At 68.2% G+C, this 17,096-nt stretch carries 18 protein-coding genes; 4 read left to right on the top strand and 14 right to left on the bottom strand.

Annotation, left to right across the window (positions count from 1 at the left end; genetic code table 11):
* Nucleotides 1–3 precede the first annotated feature (3 nt).
* The 4 genes from HB724_RS04060 to HB724_RS04045 are packed head-to-tail and all read right to left on the bottom strand — an operon-like array spanning nucleotide 4 to nucleotide 3,731.
* Complete coding sequence (locus HB724_RS04060) at nucleotides 4–1,860, bottom strand: ferrous iron transporter B (protein ID WP_213979622.1); 1,857 nt, start codon at nucleotides 1,858–1,860, stop codon at nucleotides 4–6.
* A gap of 1 nt (nucleotide 1,861) precedes the next feature.
* The gene (locus HB724_RS04055) at nucleotides 1,862–2,137 is read right to left on the bottom strand and encodes a FeoA family protein (RefSeq protein ID WP_213979621.1); all 276 of its coding nucleotides are present in this window, start codon (nucleotides 2,135–2,137) and stop codon (nucleotides 1,862–1,864) included.
* A 59-nt stretch (nucleotides 2,138–2,196) separates the two neighbouring features.
* Entirely contained in the window at nucleotides 2,197–2,853 is a 657-nt protein-coding gene (locus HB724_RS04050) for a COQ9 family protein (protein ID WP_213979620.1), read from the bottom strand.
* The gene (locus HB724_RS04045) at nucleotides 2,853–3,731 is read right to left on the bottom strand and encodes a DMT family transporter (RefSeq protein ID WP_256731305.1); all 879 of its coding nucleotides are present in this window, start codon (nucleotides 3,729–3,731) and stop codon (nucleotides 2,853–2,855) included. The genes HB724_RS04050 and HB724_RS04045 overlap by 1 nt, the downstream gene beginning before the upstream one ends.
* Before the next feature lie 107 nt (nucleotides 3,732–3,838).
* Here HB724_RS04045 and HB724_RS04040 point away from each other — a divergent pair, with 107 nt between their 5' ends.
* A complete protein-coding gene (locus tag HB724_RS04040; protein WP_213979618.1) occupies nucleotides 3,839–4,948 on the top strand; it encodes an alkene reductase in 1,110 nt (369 codons plus the stop codon).
* Here HB724_RS04040 and HB724_RS04035 read toward each other — a convergent pair.
* From HB724_RS04035 to gltX, 8 genes are all read right to left on the bottom strand, one after another.
* Nucleotides 4,936–5,343, bottom strand: a complete 408-nt coding sequence (locus HB724_RS04035) for a hypothetical protein (protein WP_213979617.1) — start codon at nucleotides 5,341–5,343, stop codon at nucleotides 4,936–4,938. The genes HB724_RS04040 and HB724_RS04035 overlap by 13 nt on opposite strands.
* Before the next feature lie 5 nt (nucleotides 5,344–5,348).
* Nucleotides 5,349–5,768 (bottom strand): 6,7-dimethyl-8-ribityllumazine synthase, encoded by a 420-nt coding sequence (ribH, locus tag HB724_RS04030; RefSeq protein ID WP_213979616.1) that lies wholly within the window; start codon nucleotides 5,766–5,768, stop codon nucleotides 5,349–5,351.
* Entirely contained in the window at nucleotides 5,768–6,916 is a 1,149-nt protein-coding gene (gene ribB, locus HB724_RS04025) for a 3,4-dihydroxy-2-butanone-4-phosphate synthase (protein ID WP_346344662.1), read from the bottom strand. Before ribB ends, ribH begins: the two co-directional genes overlap by 1 nt.
* Nucleotides 6,903–7,511, bottom strand: coding sequence for a riboflavin synthase (locus HB724_RS04020; RefSeq protein WP_213979615.1), 609 nt, complete (start codon nucleotides 7,509–7,511; stop codon nucleotides 6,903–6,905). The genes ribB and HB724_RS04020 overlap by 14 nt, the downstream gene beginning before the upstream one ends.
* Nucleotides 7,511–8,455 carry a bifunctional diaminohydroxyphosphoribosylaminopyrimidine deaminase/5-amino-6-(5-phosphoribosylamino)uracil reductase RibD gene (gene ribD, locus HB724_RS04015; RefSeq protein WP_213979647.1) on the bottom strand — a complete coding sequence of 315 codons (945 nt, stop codon included), beginning with the start codon at nucleotides 8,453–8,455 and terminating at the stop codon, nucleotides 7,511–7,513. Before ribD ends, HB724_RS04020 begins: the two co-directional genes overlap by 1 nt.
* Nucleotides 8,456–8,469: 14 nt before the next feature.
* Nucleotides 8,470–8,817, bottom strand: coding sequence for a hypothetical protein (locus HB724_RS04010; RefSeq protein ID WP_213979614.1), 348 nt, complete (start codon nucleotides 8,815–8,817; stop codon nucleotides 8,470–8,472).
* Nucleotides 8,818–8,877: 60 nt separating this feature from the next.
* The gene (locus HB724_RS04005; RefSeq protein WP_213979613.1) at nucleotides 8,878–9,549 is read right to left on the bottom strand and encodes an energy transducer TonB; all 672 of its coding nucleotides are present in this window, start codon (nucleotides 9,547–9,549) and stop codon (nucleotides 8,878–8,880) included.
* 87 nt (nucleotides 9,550–9,636) lie between these two features.
* A complete protein-coding gene (gltX, locus tag HB724_RS04000) occupies nucleotides 9,637–10,968 on the bottom strand; it encodes a glutamate--tRNA ligase (protein WP_213979612.1) in 1,332 nt (443 codons plus the stop codon).
* A 94-nt stretch (nucleotides 10,969–11,062) separates the two neighbouring features.
* Between gltX and HB724_RS03995 the strand changes: the two genes are divergently transcribed.
* Complete coding sequence (locus tag HB724_RS03995) at nucleotides 11,063–11,998, top strand: ribose-phosphate pyrophosphokinase (protein ID WP_213979611.1); 936 nt, start codon at nucleotides 11,063–11,065, stop codon at nucleotides 11,996–11,998.
* A gap of 140 nt (nucleotides 11,999–12,138) precedes the next feature.
* Here HB724_RS03995 and HB724_RS03990 read toward each other — a convergent pair whose 3' ends face one another.
* Complete coding sequence (locus HB724_RS03990; RefSeq protein WP_213979610.1) at nucleotides 12,139–12,888, bottom strand: sulfite exporter TauE/SafE family protein; 750 nt, start codon at nucleotides 12,886–12,888, stop codon at nucleotides 12,139–12,141.
* 102 nt (nucleotides 12,889–12,990) lie between these two features.
* On the opposite strand from HB724_RS03990, the gene HB724_RS03985 reads away from it, so the two are divergent.
* A complete protein-coding gene (locus HB724_RS03985) occupies nucleotides 12,991–13,311 on the top strand; it encodes an antibiotic biosynthesis monooxygenase (RefSeq protein ID WP_213979609.1) in 321 nt (106 codons plus the stop codon).
* Nucleotides 13,308–14,606: an MFS transporter gene (locus HB724_RS03980; RefSeq protein WP_213979608.1), complete on the top strand. Its 1,299-nt coding sequence runs from the start codon at nucleotides 13,308–13,310 to the stop codon at nucleotides 14,604–14,606. Before HB724_RS03985 ends, HB724_RS03980 begins: the two co-directional genes overlap by 4 nt.
* Before the next feature lie 43 nt (nucleotides 14,607–14,649).
* Here HB724_RS03980 and HB724_RS03975 read toward each other — a convergent pair whose 3' ends face one another.
* Nucleotides 14,650–16,941: a CDC48 family AAA ATPase gene (locus HB724_RS03975; protein ID WP_213979607.1), complete on the bottom strand. Its 2,292-nt coding sequence runs from the start codon at nucleotides 16,939–16,941 to the stop codon at nucleotides 14,650–14,652.
* Between the last annotated feature and the right edge of the window lie 155 nt (nucleotides 16,942–17,096).

The raw sequence follows: 17,096 nt of genomic DNA, 5'->3' as shown, positions 1-17,096 counted from the left end.
ACCCTAAAGTCCCAGCCCCACCGCGCTCCAATAGGTGATGCCGGCCGCGACATAGGCGAGCGCGAACAGATAGCCGACCATGAAGGCGGGCCATTTCCAGCCATTGGTCTCCCGCCGCGTGACCGCGATCGTCGAGATGCATTGCGGCGCGAAGACGAACCACATCAGGAAGGCGAGCGCGGTGGGCAGCGTCCAGTGCGCCTGGAGATTCTGGCGGATCGTTGCCTCACCCGCCGCATCGTCGGGATTGTCGACCGCATAGACGGTGCCGATCGCGGCGACCGCGACTTCGCGCGCGGCCATCGCCGGGATCAGCGCGAGCGCGATGTCGCGGTTGAAGCCGATCGGCGCGACGAGCGTCTGGAGACCGTTGCCGATGCGGCCGGCAATCGAATAATCGACCTTGGAGATACCGCTCCCCTCGGGCGGCTTGGGGAAGCTCAGCAGCGCCCAGAGCACGACCGTCGTGAACAGGATGATCGTGCCGGCACGCTTGAGGAATATCTCGGCGCGCTGCACCAGGCCGAGCGCCACGTCGCGCAGGCGCGGGAGCTGGTATTTCGGCATCTCCATCATGAAGCCGCTGGTCGCGCCCTTGGTGACCGTGCGGCGGAGCACCAGCGCCGCGCAGAAGGCGCCGACGATGCCGAGGATATAGAGCGCGAACAGGACAAGCCCCTGCAGGCCAACGCCGGGCAGCACGTTCCGATCGGGAATCATCGCGCCGATGATGATCGTATAGACCGGAAGGCGCGCCGAGCAGGTCATCAGCGGGGCGATCAGGATGGTGGTGAGCCGGTCCTTCTCGTCCGCGATGGTACGCGTCGCCATGATGCCGGGGACGGCGCAGGCGAAGCTGGAGAGCAGGGGAATGAAGGCGCGGCCCGACAGGCCGACGCTCGCCATCACCCGGTCCATCAGGAAGGCGGCGCGGACCATATAGCCGGTCGCCTCCAGCACCAGAATAAAGGCGAACAGGATCAGGATCTGCGGCAGGAACACCACCACCGCGCCGACGCCGGCGATGACGCCGTCGATTATCAGCGAGTGCAGCACCCCCTGGGGCAGGATGCCGCCGATCGCATCGGAGAGCCAGGCCATGCCGCTCTCGATCCAGCCGATCGGCGTCTCCGACCAGGCGAACACCGCCTGGAACATCAGGAACATCAGGCCGAGCAGGATGATCGGCCCGGAAACGGGGTGGAGCGCGATGGCGTCGAGCCGGTGGGTCCAGCGGCGCGCGGCGGTCTCCGAGACGGTGACGGCGGTGGCGATCTGGCGGGCGCGGCGCTGGAGGACGACGATATCGTGCTCCACGCCCGGGCTGGGGCGCACCTTGTGGACGGTCCTCACCACTTCGCCGAGCCGGGTCTTGAGATCGTCGAGCCCGCGGCGGCGCACGGCGACGGTGGGAACGACGGGCACGCCGAGCTCGCGCTCCAGCGCCTGCGCGTTGAGCACCAGCCCGTCGCGCTCGGCGAGATCGACCATGTTGAGCGCGACGACGATCGGCAGGCCCAGCGCGATGAGCTGGAGCGTGAAGCGCAGGTGATTGTCGAGGTTCGACGCATCGATCACGGTGAGGATCGCATCGGGCAGCCGCTCCCCGGCCTGGCGGCCGAACAGCACGTCGCGCGTCACCGCCTCATCGGGGCTCGACGGATCGAGGCTGTAGGCGCCGGGCAGGTCGAGCAGCTCGACCGGGCGGCCATCGGGCAGCGACAGGCGGCCGGCATGGCGCTCGACGGTGACGCCGGGATAGTTGCCGACCTTCTGGCGCGCGCCGGTCAGCGCGTTGAACAGCGCGCTCTTGCCGGCATTGGGGTTGCCGACCAGCGCAACCAGCGGTGCAGGGTTCATGTCAGGCGGCCGGCGGCAGGACGTGAATCGCGGCGGCGACATGGCGGCGCAGCGCCACGGTCATGCGGCCGATCCGGCAGGCCACGGGTCCGCCGCCGAGCAGGCCCGAACGGTGAAGCAGCTCGACCTCGACGCCTTCGTCGAGCCCCAGCTCGCGCAGGCGCCGCGCCTCGGGCTCGGCAAGCCGATCCCAATCGACGGACGAGACCGTGCCGGGATGCTGGCGCGGGAGATGTGCGAGACGAACGGGCACGGGAATCGCAGCGGGGGCATTCATGCTGCGACTAATTATCAATAACCGGAGGGTCGCGCTAGTAGGGCAATTCCCGATTGCGATCAGACCACGGGATAACGCAGCCGGCCGATGAAGCGCGACAGGCTGGGGCGATGGGCGGCGCGGACGAGGAACTGCGCCTTGGTCTTCTCGAAGCGCATGATGCCTTCGATCCGCCGCGCGAGGAAGGCGCTGGTATCGGCATGGCCCTCGCTCTCGTCGTTGAGGAACACGGTGACGGTGGCGCCATAGACGCCGGCCAGGATCGCGCGCTTGGTATAGTGGTTGTAGTCGGTCGCGGTGTCGCCCGCGGCGCGCCACATCGCATCGGCGGCGCGCCAGCCGAGGCGGGCGGCGCGGGCGACGTTCTGGGGCATGGCAAGGATCGCGAGCGCGCGGCCGAGCGCATCGCGATGCGCCGCGACCAGATCCAGGCGCGCCTCGACCAGGGCGGTGATGCGCTCGCGGATCTTCATCGCCGCCAATTGCTCGGGCGTGAAGCGGGCGCGCATGGCGGCATCGACATGCGCGAACCAGGCATCGATCATTGCGAGCGGGCCGCCGGAAAAGGCAAGATGCGCGACGTCGCGGTCCACGCCGGCAGCGTCGGCGGCGGCATCCACGGCGCGCGCGTTCCAGCCGTCGAACGCGGCATTGGCGGCCACGGCAGGCGCCAGAGCGGAGCGGATTTCGTCGAGAGTCGCGTCAGCCAAGTCCATCATGCCGGTTTAGGCTCCCCGTCGGCCGAAGCAACCCGCGGCCCGCCGGCGCGGACCAGCACCAGCGCGATCGCCACCAGCACCGCGCCGATGAAATCGGGCAGGCCGAGCCGCTCGCCATAGGCCAGCCAGCCCACGGCGCCGGCGACGATCGGCTGGGTGAGCAAAGCGATGCCGATAACGAGCGGGGAGAGATGGCCGATCGCATAGATCATCAGCCCCTGGCCCAGCACCTGGCTGGCGAGCGCGAGCCCGATCAGCACCCCCCATTTCTCCGGCCAGATCGTCTCATGAAGCGCCAGCGCAGTCAGAAGCAGCGGCAGCGCGCTGGCGAGAGTCGCCAGGGCAAGCACCGGGATCGGCGCCATCGCCGAGCGGACGCGGGACATCAGGATGATATAGACGGTGTAGACCGTGCCCGCGATCAGGCAGAGCAGATCGCCGGCGAGATTCTTGGGCGAAAGCTCATAGGAGCGGCCGAGCAGCAATGCGGCACCGACGGCGGCAAGGAGCAGCGCGATCCCCTGCGAGCGGGTGGGCCAGGCGCGCGCGACCAGGAAGCCGTAGATCGGAAACATCAGGATCGCCGAATTGCCGAACAAGGTGGCGTTGGCGAGGGTGGTGCGCAGGATGCCGAGATGCCACATCCCCAGATCGCCGGCGAAGGCGATGCCGCTGAACAGCACCGGCAGCCAAAGCGCGCGCACATGCGCGAACGGCCGCCGCGACGTGGCATAGGCGAGCGCGACCAGCACCGGCGCGGCGAGCGCGATCCGCCAGAATCCGGCCGCGACCGGCCCCACATCGGCGAGCCGGACAAACCACGGACCAAAAGCGAGCGCGATATTGCCCCCGAGCAAAGCGGCGAGCGGCAACATATGCGCTGTTTCGTTGCGGAGAGTTTTTCTTGGGGGGCCGGAATCGTGCATGGCGCCCTGTAGCGCCCTATTTTCGCTGCGTCACAACAGAAGGGATTATCCTGGATATGCCGAGCCTGTTCGATCCCATCCAGCTCGGCGCGATCCGCGCGCCGAACCGCATCTTCATGTCGCCGCTCACCCGCGGCCGCGCGACGCGCGAGCATGTGCCGACGCCGATCATGGCCGAATATTACGCCCAGCGCGCCGGGGCGGGGCTCATCATCTCCGAGGCGACCGGCATCAGCCGCCAGGGACTGGGCTGGGCCTATGCGCCCGGCATCTGGACCGACGAGCAGGTCGAGGCATGGAAGCCGGTGGTGCAGGCGGTCCACGATGCCGGCGGGCGGATCGTCTCGCAGCTCTGGCATATGGGCCGGCTGGTCCATTCGGACTTCCTGGGCGGCGAGCCGCCGGTCTCCGCCTCGGCGACCACCGCGCCGGGCAAGGTGCGCACCTATCCGGCCGAGGACAGCGGCGAGATCCAGCGGCCCTATAGCCAGGCGCGGGCGCTACGGGTCGATGAGATCCCCGGCATCCTAGACGACTATGCCCATGCCGCGAGCAACGCGATCCGCGCGGGCTTCGACGGGGTGCAGATCCACGCCGCAAACGGCTATCTGATCGACCAGTTCCTGCGCGACAATTCGAATTTCCGCGACGACGAATATGGCGGGTCGATCCCGAACCGCATCCGGCTGCTGCGCGAAGTGACGCAGCGCGTGGTCGACACGATCGGCGCGGATCGCACCGGCGTCCGCCTATCGCCCAATGGCGAGGTGCAGGGCGTCAACGACAGCAACCCGGCGCCCTTGTTCGAAGCGGCCGCGGCGGCGCTGGACGATATCGGCATCGCCTTCCTGGAGATGCGCGAGCCGCGTCCCGGCGGCACGCGCGGCGCGCCCGACCATCCGCCGATCCACCCGCTGATGCGCAAGGTGTTCAAGGGGCCGTTGGCACTCAACGCCGATTATCATGGCGACGATGCCCAGGCGGCGCTCGACGCGGGCGAGGCCGATGCGATCGCGTTCGGCCGCACCTTCCTCGCCAATCCGGACCTGCCGCGCCGCATCGCCGAGAAATTGCCTCTCAATCCGCCGCGCGAGAACCTGTTCTATGTCGGCGGGGCCGAGGGCTATACCGATTATCCGCGCTGGGACGAGGCTCAGGCGGCCTGATCGAAGCCGTCGATCCAGCGGGTGACCGCGCCGCGCGCCTGCTTGTGCAGCTTCGGCTGCACAAGCGGCACGGCGAACAGGATCAGTGAAAAGGGCCAGAACAGGAAGAGCAGCACCACAAAGATCGCCGCCGCCAGGGCGATGGCGAAGCGGATATTCTTGATCCGCTGGCGCGTCGCATAGTTCAATCGGACGGTGCGCGGCGCCTTTTCGTCATACCAGGCGCGGGTGATGAAGACCGAACCGTCATCGACCCCCGCGGGGCTGCGCCGGACCGGCTGGGCGGGCAGCGTGCCGTCGCCATGCTCGCTGACCGGAGCACCGGTCAGCGTATCGATCACCACGAGCCGCCGGCCCTTCTCCACGACGCGGTAGCGAGTGGCAGGCGGCTTCATGCGCGTCAGCCGAAGCGGCTCTTGAGCGCCAGCATCGCCAGCGCCGCCTTGGCCGCCTCGCCGCCCTTGTCCTTCTCGTCCGGCTTCGCGCGCGTCAGCGCCTGGGCCTCGTTCTCGACCGTCAGGATGCCGTTGCCGACGCACAGCCCGTCCATCGACAGCGCCATCAGCCCGCGCGCGCTTTCGCCCGCGACGATCTCGAAATGATAGGTCTCGCCGCGGATCACCACGCCCAGCGCAACGAAGCCGTCATAGCGGCCGCTCTCCGCCGCCATCGAAACCGCGCCGGGAATCTCCAGCGCGCCGGGGACGGTGATCGTCTCATGGCTGTGCCCCGCTTCCTCGATCGCGGCGCGGGCGCCCGCCAGCAGCAGGTCGTTCAGGTGCGCATAGAAACGCGCTTCGACGATGAGAATCTTTGCCATCAGCTATCCGTATCGATCGGCCGCTCGCCGACGATCGACAGGCCATAGCCGTCGAGACCGATGAGGGTGTGGTGGGTGTTGGTGAGCAGGACCATGTCCTGCACGCCGAGCTCGGTAAGGATTGACGCGCCGACGCCGTAATCGCGCAGCTCGTCCATATCCTTGGCAGCGATCGTACCCTCGCGGGCCTGGAGCGCCAGGGTGAACTGGTCCGGCCGCGGCTTGTTGATGACGACGACGACGCCGGCGCCTTCCTGGCCGATGATTTCCATCGAGCGGCTGAGCAGCCCGCCGCGATCGCCCGATTCGCCGAAGATGTCGCCGAAGGGCGAAAGCGCGTGCATCCGTACCAGGGTCGGCTTGGCAGGATCGACCTTGCCCTTGACCAGGGCGACCTGCTCGCTGGCGGTCGCCTTGTTCCAGAAGGTGACCGCAGTCCATTCGCCGCCCCATTCGCTGGTGAAGCGGGTCTCGGCGCGCTTCTCGACCAGATGATCGTGGCGGCGGCGATAGGCGATCAGGTCGCGGATCGTGCCGATCTTGAGATTGTGGAACTGGGCGAAGGGGACGAGATCGTCCATCCGCGCCATCGTCCCGTCGTCCTTCATGATCTCGCAGATCACGCCGGAGGGATTGAGCCCTGCCAGCCGCGCGACGTCCACCGCCGCCTCGGTATGGCCGGTGCGGACCAGCACGCCGCCGTCGCGCGCGACCAGCGGGAAGACATGGCCGGGAGTGACGATGTCGTCCTTGCCCTTCGACGCATCGATCGCGACCGAGACGGTGCGCGCGCGATCCGCCGCGGAAATTCCGGTGGTGACGCCTTCGCGCGCCTCGATCGAGACGGTGAAGGCGGTTTCGTGCCTTGTGCCGTTGGCGCGGCTCATCAGCTCCAGGCCGAGGGTGTCGACGCGCTCCTTGGTGAGCGCCAGGCAGATCAGGCCGCGGCCATATTTGGCCATGAAGTTGATCGCATCGGGCGTCGCCATCTGGGCGGGGATGACGAGATCGCCTTCATTCTCGCGATCCTCGTCATCGACCAGGATGAACATGCGGCCGTTGCGCGCCTCGTCGATCAGCTCCTCGGGGCTGGAGAGAAAGCCGTGGCGCAGGCGGCTGAGAGCATTGGATCGTTCAGGACTTGGCACGAAGCGCCTCCATGCGCTGGAGATAGCGCGCGAGCACGTCGATCTCGAGATTGACCGCCTGGCCAGGCTTCAGATCGCCGAAAGTGGTGACCGACGCGGTATGGGGGATGATGTTGAGGTAGAATTCGACGCCCTCGGCCGTGTCGCGCACATCGTTGACGGTCAGCGAGACGCCGTCGACGGTGATCGAGCCTTTCGGCGCGACATAGGGAGCGATTTCGGGGCCGGCGGCGATGGTGACGCGGTGCGAGCCGCCCTCCTCGTGCACATCCTTCACCGTGCCGATGCCGTCGACATGGCCGGTGACGATATGGCCGCCCAGCTCGTCGCCGAGGCGTAGCGCGCGTTCGAGATTGAGGCTGCGGCCGGCGGTCCATTGCCCCTCGGCGGTGCGCGAGATCGTCTCTCCCGAGACGTCGAACGCCATCCAGCCCGGCCCCTTGTCGACCACCGTCAGGCAGACGCCCGAACAGGAGACGGAGGCGCCGAGATCGATGCCGTCGGTTTCATAGGCGGTGGAGACGCGGACGCGCAGGTCGCCCTGGCGATCCGCGGCCTCGATCCGGCCGATATCGGAGACGATTCCAGTAAACATCAAGCGCGCTCGTAGACTTCGAGCCGGTCGCTGCCAAGCGTGCGCGCATCGGTCAGTTTCCAGCGGTTATGCGCCGTAGCAAGATCGGTGAGCCCGATATCACCGAGCGCGGATTTGCCGGCGCCGATCAGGATCGGCGCGCGGTAGAGAAGCAGGCGATCGACCAGGTCGGCGCGGAGGAAGGCAGCGGCGGTTTCGGCACCGCCTTCGACCAGGACGTGATCCACGCCCTCCAGATCGGCGATGCGCTCGGGAGCGGCAACGGCTTTCCAGCCCTCCGGCGCCGTCCCGGTCGAAAGCAGCAGGCGGCGCGGCGAGCGGCCTTCCAGTCCGGCCAGGCGGACGTCGAGGCTCGGCGCGTCGGCGTCATATGTGCCCCGCCCGACCAGGATCGCTTCGTGGCGCGCACGTTCGAGATGGGCATGGGCGCGGGCTTCCGGCCCGGTGATCCAGCGGCTCTCGCCCGAAGCAAGCGCGATGCGGCCGTCGAGCGACGTGGCGAGCTTGAGCGTGACCTGGGGACGGCCCTTCGCCCGGCGTGTGAGGAAGCCGGCCATCGCCCGGCGCGCGGCGCCTTCACCGATGCGTTCGGAGATTTCGATGCCTGCCCCGCGAAGGCGAGCGATGCCCTGGCCGTCAGTGCGCGGATCGGGGTCGCCGAGCGCGACCGCCACGCGGGCGACGCCCGCCTCGACCAGCAGGCCGCTACAGGCGGGGCCGCGCGGCGAGGCATGGGCGCAGGGCTCCAGCGTCACATAGGCGGTGGCGCCGCGCGCGGACTCGCCGGCCTGAGCCAGCGCCATCGCCTCGGCATGGGGACGGCCGCCGGGCTGGGTCCAGCCGCGGCCGACGACGCGGCCGGCCTTCACGATCACGCAGCCGACATTGGGATTGGGCGCAGTGCGGCCGCGGGTGCGCTCCGAGAGCGCGAGCGCCGCCGCCATCCAGCGGACGTCGCTCAGAAGCCGTGGCTGGTCAGCCAATCGTCGACCTTCTGGAACTCCGCCTGCTTCGCCTTGCGGCGCTTCTCCAGCTCTTCCTCGGCGATATGCTTCTTGGCCTGATCGATCTTCTGCTGGGCGCGGATCTGCTCGTCGGTGCGGGTGATCGGCCAGGATTCCACATAGATGATGTTGCGCTTGTACGGAGATTCGATGTGCGAATCCTTCACGAACATCCACAGGATCACGAAAGTGATCGCCATCGACAGCATCATGAACCAGAGCTCATGCTGCTTGCGCTGCGCGAGGAAGAATCTCAGGTCGCGAATCGCGCGCAGGGGGGACAGGGATTTGAGGAACGTCATCTCCGGGCGAAGATAGGGATGCGGGGGCGTCGGGACCAGCCCCCGCATTCAACGCCTGTGCTACCGGGCGTTTTCGAGCTCGAAGCGGACGTTCATCACCTTCCAGCTTTCCTCGGGAACGCCGCCGCGCGTGGCGGGCTTGAAGCGCCACTTGCCGAGCGCCTGGCGCTTGGTCGCCTCGAAGAATGCGGTGCTGGTGGCGCGGATCTGCTCGACCGCCTTCACGCGCCCGTCGATGCCGATCAGGATGCGGACGCTGACCTGGCCGTCGCGCTGGGCGCGCAGCTCGGACGAGGGATATTCCGGCTGGAAGTCGCGGAGATAGCGCGGATCCTGCGCCGCGCCGACCAGCGGCGGCAGCGCCTTGGGCGGCTCGGGCTGGGCCACCGGTCCGGTGTCCGAAGCCGGGAGCTGAGGCGGCAGCGGCGGATAGATGATCGGCGTCGTCTCCGTCGGGTTCTCCGACCTGGTCGGGATGATCGGATCGGGCGCGGTGGGGAGCGGCGCCCGGGCGACGTCGCGCTGGTCTACCTTGGGTTGCGGCTTGGGCGGTTCGGGCTGCGGCTTCTCGATCGGGATGTTCGTGCCGGTGAGCACCGTCGGCGGCGGCTTGGGCAGGAAATCGGGCGCCGAGAAGATCAGGCCGGCGATGAGCGCCGCGTTGAGCACAAGCGCCGCACTGAAGCTGACGCCGCGCGAATGCGGGGGCTGGTATCCTTGATTGGCGTACATTTCTTGCACTCCATCTCCTGTGCCGGTCTGATGCGCCGGCCACAGTGATGTTACATCATGACATGTGATAGGCAAATAGTTTCGTGTTCACACGGCCGAGAGGCGGGCGATCGCACGATCCTTGCCGATCAGCGGCAGCAATGCGGCCATGTCCGGCCCGTGATCGCGGCCGGTGAGCGCGAGGCGCAGGGGGAGGAAGAGCGCGCGGCCCTTGCGATCGGTCTCTGCCTTGAGCGCGGTGGTGAGCGCGTGCCAAGGATCCGCGGACCAGTCGATCGCGGCGGCGATCGCGGCGGCGCGGGCGAGGAAGGGGCGATCCTCCTCTGCCGGCGCGGGCGACTCGACGGGGCCTTCGACCACCGCCCACCAGTCCGCGGCCGCGGCGACGGTGGAGAGATTGGGGCGGATCACTTCCCATGCCGCAGCGTCCATGCCGGCGGGGAGGCGCGCGGCGACGCGGTCGAAGCCGAGCTGGTGGACGATCCGGGCGTTGAGCTGGGCGAGCTCGGCTTCGTCGAAACGGGCGGGCGCACGGCCGAAACGGGCGAAATCGAAGCCCTCGATCAGCGGGGCGGGATCGGCGAAGGGCTCGACCGGATCGCTGGTGCCGAGCCGGGCGAGCAGCGCGATCAGCGCCTGGGGCTCGATGCCGATCTCGCGGAAATGCGCGACGCCGAGCGAGCCTAGCCGCTTGGAGAGCTTGCCTTCATTGCCGGTGAGCAGCGCTTCATGGGCGAAGGCCGGGGGCGTGGCACCCAGCGCGGAGAACATCTGGAGCTGGGTCGCGGTGTTGGAAACATGATCCTCGCCGCGCACGACATGGCTGACGCCCATGTCGATATCGTCGATCACCGAGGGCAGCAGATAAAGCCAGGAGCCGTCGGCACGGCGGACGACGGGATCGCTCATCGTCTTCGGATCGAAACGCTGGGGGCCGCGGACGAGATCGTCCCATTCGATTCCCGCTTCGTGATCGAGCCGGAAGCGCCAGTGCGGCTGCACGCCCTCCACCTCCAGCCTGGTGCGGTCGGCGTCGCTCAGCGCCAGCGCGGCGCGGTCATAGACCGGCGGCAGGCCGCGGCCGAGCAGCACCTTGCGCTTGAGGTCCAGTTCCTCTGCGGTCTCATAGGCCGGATAGACGCGGCCTGCCGCGATCAGATCGGCGAAGCGTGCCTCATAGCGATCGAAGCGGGCGGACTGGCGCTCCTCGCCATCGGGGATGAGCCCCAGCCAGGCAAGATCGGCGCGGATCGAATCGACATGGCGCTCCTCGGATCGCGCCAGATCGGTATCGTCGATGCGCAGCAGGAACCGCCCGCCATGCCGGCGCGCGAACAGCCAGTTATGGAGCGCCGTTCGCAGATTTCCGACGTGCAGGCCGCCGGTCGGGCTGGGGGCGAAGCGGGTGGTGACCGTCATGGCCGCGACCTAGGGGCTATCCCGGTAAGCGGCAATGCCCCTTTACCTCGCCCGACTGCGGTGCCTAAGAGGCGGCCAACGGGAGATCACGAAAATGAAATTGATGGCCGGCAACTCGAACCTGCCGCTCGCCTCGGCGATCGCGGACTATCTCGAGATTCCGCTCACCAAGGCGAATGTCCGCCGCTTCGCCGACGAGGAGATCTTCGTCGAGATATTGGAGAATGTGCGCGGCGAGGACGTGTTCGTGCTCCAGTCGACCGCCTATCCGGCGAACGACAACCTGATGGAGCTGCTCATCATGATCGACGCGCTGAAGCGCGCGTCGGCCAAGCGGATCACCGCGGTCCTCCCCTATTTCGGCTATGCCCGCCAGGACCGGAAGCCCGGACCGCGCACGCCGATCTCGGCCAAGCTGGTCGCCAACCTCATCACCACCGCGGGCGCCAATCGCGTGCTCTCGGTCGATCTCCACGCCGGGCAGATCCAGGGATTCTTCGACATCCCGACCGACAATCTGTTCGCCGCGCCGGTGATGTCCGCCGACATCCAGACGCGCTTTCCGGACAAGCAGTGGATGGTCGTCTCGCCCGACGTGGGCGGCGTGGTCCGCGCCCGCGCGCTCGCCAAGCGGCTCGACAACGCGCCGCTGGCGATCGTCGACAAGCGCCGCGAGCGGCCGGGCGAATCCGAAGTGATGAACATCATCGGCCAGGTCGAGGGGCGCTTCTGCATCCTGATCGACGATATCGTCGATTCGGCCGGCACGCTCTGCAACGCCGCGGCGGCGCTGAAGGCGGCGGGGGCCGAGGACGTGGTGGCCTATTGCACGCACGGCGTGCTTTCGGGCGGCGCGGTGGCGCGGGTCGACAATTCCTCGCTGCTGGAGCTGGTCATCACCGATTCGATCGGCAACCACGCCGTGATCTCGGAGAGCAAGAAGATCCGCCACCTGACGATCGCGCCGCTGCTGGCCGAGGCCGTGCGCCGCATCGCGGACGAAAGCTCGGTCTCCAGCCTGTTCGACTGATCCTTTCCATCCAAAGTGCGCGGTGATGCGGGCCATTCGTGCACTTTGCCGCCGCCTGCCCCATCGCGGACGCGCAGGGGGAGGTGCGGGGTGATGTACATGCCCGCGATCAGATCACGGCAAATCCTACATTGGAAGCATCAAATGAGCGCTTCCCAGATCAGCGCCGCGCCGACCAGGATCATCAGCAGGTAGATCGCGGTATAGAAGCGATCGGGCGACACGCGGCGGACCAGCCATACGCCGGCCAGGGTGGAGGCGAGCGCCAGCGGAAGCAACGCCGCCGAGGTGAGCAGGTTCGCCCGGGTGAACTGGCCGAGCGCGGCATAGGCCGGCACCTTCATCCAGTTGGTCACGGCGAAATAGATCGCGGCGGTGCCGACCAGCATGTCGCGCGACAGGTTTCGCGGAAGCACCCAGAGCTGGAAGGGCGGCTGGCCGGCATGGGCGACCTGGCTGGTGAAGCCCGAGAGCAGGCCGAACACCGACCCCACCCATTCCGGCCAGCGTGCCGCCTCGCGCGGAACGGCATGCGATTCCGCCCAGAGCCGATAGACGCCGAACAGGATCGAGATCGCGCCCACCAGCGCCATCACCGCGACCGGGGAGACGCTGGCGGCAAAGGCATAGCCGAGCCAGATGCCGAGCACCGAGCCCGGCATCATCCAGCCGATCAGCCGCCAGTCCACCGTGCGGCGAAACGCCCAGACACTGACGAGATCCTGCGCGATCAGGATCGGCAGGGTGATCGCGGCGGCGCGCACCGGATCGATCGCGAAAGCGAGGAGAGGCAGCGACAGCGCGCCCATCCCGACGAAGCCGCCCTTGGACAGGCCGAGCAGGATGACGGCGGGGATGGCGAGCGCGTAGAAATGCCAATCGGTAATCATCGTCGTGCGGCTACCCCCGGGTTTTCGCGGACGCAGGAGCACGGGAAAGCCGAAAAGGCCAGCCGACTTTGCCTCGGCAGCCAAAATGCCTAATCGAGGTACATGACCGACCGCACCGGGCAGATCGCCGTGATCTTCGTATCGGAGCGCACGCTCGACGACGATACGGGCTATGCCGAGGCGGCAACCCGGATGGCCGAGCTCGCCGCTATCCAGCCCGGCTATCGCGGCGCCGACGATGCGCGCGGCGAGGACCGGATCGGCATCACCGTCAGCTATTGGGCGGACGAGGCGAGCGCCATCGCCTGGCGCAGGCATCCGGAACATGCGGCAACGCGCGAGGCCGGGCGCGGGCGATGGTATCGCTGGTATCGTCTCCACGTGGCCGAGATCGGCCGCAGCTATGGCTGGGATCGCGGATGAAGGCGCGCGGCTTCGACGGCATTTTCGCGCTCCTCTTCACGGTGATGCTCGCGATCGCGGCGGGAAACACCGCGCTGCAATCGGTGCTGCCCGCGCTCGGACGCTCGCTGGGCGCCGCCGACAGCGCGGTCGCGGCGGTATTCTCGGTCTCCGCGCTGCTCTGGGTGATTGCCGCGCCCTTCTGGGCCAATCGATCGGATCGGCACGGGCGGCGCGCGATGGTGCTGCTGGGCGTGGCGGGGTTCACCGTGTCGCTGGGGCTTTGCGGCATCTTCCTGGCGCTGGGCATCAACGGCGTGCTGGGGCCGGCGGCGACTTTCGCCGCATTCATCGCCGGGCGGATGATCTATGGCATCTTCGGATCGGCAGCGCCGCCGGCGGTGCAGGCGCTGGTCGCCGGGCGCACCAGCCGCGAGGAGCGGACCAAGGCGCTGACGCTGCTGGCCTCCGCCTTCGGGCTGGGCACAATCCTGGGTCCGGCGATCGCGCCCTATCTGGTGATGGGGAGCCTGTGGGAGGGCGGCCCCCGGATCGGGCTCGCCGGCCCCGCCTTCGCGGCGAGCGCGATCGGCGTAGCGATCTGGATCGCGGTGGTGCGGCTGCTGCCGCGCGCGGAAAACGAATGGCACGGCGCGGCGGTCGCCTATCCCTCGATCGGCGGGCAGGGTTCGGGCGCGAGCGTCACCGCCGCCGTCTCGGACGCGAGCCAGCCGGTCGGCTATTTCGATCCGCGCATCCGTGCCTGGATCGTCTGCGGGCTGGTGATCGGCCATGCCCAGGCGATGACCGGGCAGGCGATCGGGTTCCTCATCATCGACCGGCTGCGCGTCTCGCCGCTCGAAGCGCTGCAGCCGACCGGGCTGGTGCTGATGATGGGCGCCCTCTCCTCGCTACTGGTCCAATGGGGGCTGATCCCGCTGTTCGACCTGAAGCCGCGCGCGCTGATGCTGATCGGAGTCGCGCTGGGCGCGCTGGGCTGCATCGCGACCGGCAGCGCGCTTTCACTCTACGGGATCGCGCTGGGCTATGCGCTGACCTCGCTCGGCATGGGCTTCGCGCGGCCGGGCTTCACCGCCGGCGCCTCGCTCGCGGTGGGACAGGAGGCGCAGGGATCGGTGGCGGGCAAGGTGACGTCGGTCAACGGCGCGGCGTTCGTGCTGGGGCCGTCGATCGGAGTGGGGCTGTACGAGCTGTGGCGGCCGCTGCCGTATCTGACGGCTGCCGGATGGCTGGCATGTCTGTTCGTCTATGCATTCCTGGCGACCCGCCGGGAGGCAGGCGCAGCGGCCTCATAGCCGTCATCCCCGCGGAGGCGGGGATGACGGCTATAAGATTGCCTCAGCCCTCGCCCTTCGGGCCGTGGCCGCGGAGCATCCCCGGCGCGATGAAGCCGATCGGCTGGATCGCCGATGCCTGCTGCTTCAGCCGGCCCGACATGGCCTGATACTCGTCCTCCATCTCGGGCGTGACGGTGGCGCGCGAATCCTTCAGCGCCGCTTCGAAATGCGCCATCGTGACTTCGCGCGTATCGAGCGAGCTGCGGAGCGCCACCAGGCCGGCGCGGCGCACGACATCCTCCAGATCGGCACCGGTATAACGCTCGGTCCGATCGGCGACGACCGCGAGATCGACGTCGCCGGCGAGCGGCATCTTGCCCGTCTGGATGCGCAGGATGCGTTCGCGGCCGGCCTTGTCGGGCACGCCGACATAGACGAGCTCGTCGAACCGGCCCGGGCGGAGCAGCGCCGGATCGATCAGGTTCGGCCGATTGGTCGCGCCGATCACCACCACCGACTGGAGCTCCTCCAGCCCGTCCATCTCCGACAGGATCGTGTTGACCACCCGCTCGGTGACCTGCGGCTCGCCCATTCCGCCACCGCGCGACGGCACCAGCGAATCGAGCTCGTCGATGAAGATCACGCAGGGCGCGACCTGGCGGGCACGGGCGAACAGCCGCGCGATCTGCTGCTCGGACTCGCCATACCATTTGGAGAGCAGGTCCGAGGACTTGGTGGCGATGAAGTTCGCCTCCGCCTCGCGCGCGACCGCCTTTGCCAGCAGCGTCTTGCCGGTGCCGGGCGGGCCATAGAGCAGGAAACCCTTGGCCGGGCGGATGCCCAGGCGGCGGAACGCATCGGGATCCTTGAGCGGGAGCTCGACGCCTTCCTTCAGCCGCATCTGCGCATCGTCTAGGCCGCCGACATCCTCCCAGCGGACCTGCGGCGCCTGGACCATCACCTCGCGCATCGCCGAAGGCTGGACGCGCTTGATCGCCTCCAGGAAATCCTCGCGCGTGACCGACAGCGTATCGAGCACCTCGGGCGGGATGCTGCGATCCTCGAGGTTGAGCTGCGGCATCAGCCGCCGCACCGCCTCGATCGCCGCCTCGCGGGTGAGCGCCGCGAGATCGGCGCCGACAAAGCCATAGGTGGTGCGCGCCAGCTCGTTCAGATCGACATTGTCGGCGAGCGGCATGCCGCGCGTATGGATGCCCAATATCTCGCGGCGGCCGCGATCGTCCGGCACGCCGACGACGATCTCGCGATCGAAGCGGCCGGGGCGGCGCAGCGCCTCGTCGATCGCCTCGGGCCGATTGGTGGCGGCGATGACGACGATGTTGGCGCGCGCCTCCAGCCCGTCCATCAGCGTGAGGAGTTGGGCGACCAGGCGCTTCTCCGCCTCGCCCGAGACCTGGCCGCGCTTGGGCGCGATCGAATCGATCTCGTCGATGAAGACGATCGATGGCGCGGTCCTGGCCGCTTCCTCGAACACCTGGCGCAAGCGCGATTCGGACTCGCCATAGGCGGAGCCCATGATCTCGGGACCGTTTATCAGGTGGAAGGTCGCATCGCTTTCGTTGGCGACCGCGCGGGCGAGCCGCGTCTTGCCGGTGCCGGGCGGGCCATGGAGCAGCACGCCCTTGGGCGGGTCGACGCCCAGGCGCTGGAACAATTCGGGATAGCGCAGCGGCAGCTCGACCATCTCGCGGAGCTGGTCGATCGTCGCGGCCATGCCGCCGATATCGTCATAGGTGACGTCGGCGCGGCGGCTTTCCTTGGCCTCCTCATATTCGGCGCGCAGCTCCACCTCGGTATTCTCGTCGATATGGACGATGCCGCGCGGCGTGGTGGAGATCACCGCCAAGCGGATCTCCTGGAGCGCATAGGCCGGCGCGCGGACGAACTGCGCGACATTGGGCGGCACGTCGGCGCGCTGGTGGCCGACGGTGGCGATCGTATCGCCGGCGGTGAGCGGCCGCGCGAAGAAGGTGCGCTTGAGCGCCTCGCCCGAGCCCTGGAGGCGCAGATTCTCCTGTGCGGGCGCGAAGACGACGCGTGTCGCCGGCTTCGATTCGGCGCGGCGCACCTCGACGAAATCGCCCGAGCCGACGCCGGCATTGGCGCGCTGGAGCCCGTCGATGCGGAGCAGCTCCAGCCCCTCATCCTCGGAATAGGGCAGCACCGCGCGGGCCGGCGTCGTCCGCTTGCCGACGATCTCGATCACATCGCCTTCGGTGATGCCGAGCGCGCCCATCAGCGCGCGGGGAATATGGGCCAGGCCGCGGCCGCTGTCCTCGGGCCGGGCATTGGCCACCTGCAGCTTGCGCACCTGTTTTTCGTCGTCCGCCAATTCTGATCTCCCCAGGCGTGGAACGGGCAACCTAGGAACGGCGAAGACAAAAAAAAGGGCCGCCCCGCAGGACGGCCTTGGAAAGTTTTAGGAGAGGATGCCTGAAAGGCACGTCCTATGTGCAGTGCGGCACGATTTTGTGCAAGTGCGAAATG

It is taken from the genome of Sphingomonas sp. dw_22 (assembly GCF_018449795.1).
Lineage (GTDB): Bacteria > Pseudomonadota > Alphaproteobacteria > Sphingomonadales > Sphingomonadaceae > Sphingomonas.
Note: the sequence above shows the minus strand (reverse complement) of the source record. Positions and strands in the feature narration are given on the sequence as shown.